Raw genomic sequence first — 590 nt, 5'->3', positions numbered from 1 at the left:
CATCAGGGTCATCTCGGCCGGCTGCTGCACCTTCTCGGCCAGGCTGATCAGGTGGCGGCGGTTGAACAGCCCGGTCAGCGGGTCGGTGGTGGCCATGCGTGCCAGCTTCTTGTGCGCGCGGGTCACGGTGACCACGTAGAACAGCGCCAGGTAGCTGAACATGCAGAACACCACCGTCAGGTTGAAGACATGCACGGCCAGCAGGGCGTTCGACGAGATCGGTTGCAGCGGTGGCAGGTACCACATCAGGACGTCCAGCCCCACGTAGTAGGCCCACAGGCAGATGGCGAGTATCCAGGCGCTGCGTGCCCGCATGCTGACGAACAGCGCCGGGATGAACATCAGCAGGTAGTAGTGAAAGCCACTCTCCCAGCCGACCATCAGCGTGCCCAGCCCCGCATGCACCAGCACTTCGATGCGGATCAGCATCACCGCCAGGCGGTTGCGCCGCTGCTTGAAGGCGCGATAGGCGTAGACGTACATGGCCACGCTGATCACGTTCACCCAGCCGAGGATGGGGGAACCGAGGCCGAGGAAGATGAACAGGAAGGCGACGTCCACGCAGGCGGCCAACTGGCAGCAGCGCATGG

1 protein-coding gene is annotated in these 590 nt (G+C 64.1%); it reads right to left on the bottom strand.

The annotated features are described in order from the left end of the window. The coding region (locus J0A65_RS25215) for a GGDEF domain-containing protein (RefSeq protein WP_206596962.1) at positions 1-561 on the bottom strand (561 nt) is incomplete at its 3' end. Positions 562-590: the final 29 nt, after the last annotated feature.

It is taken from the genome of Bowmanella yangjiangensis (genome assembly GCF_017255015.1).
GTDB lineage: Bacteria > Pseudomonadota > Gammaproteobacteria > Enterobacterales > Alteromonadaceae > Bowmanella > Bowmanella yangjiangensis.
Note: the sequence above shows the minus strand (reverse complement) of the source record. Positions and strands in the feature narration are given on the sequence as shown.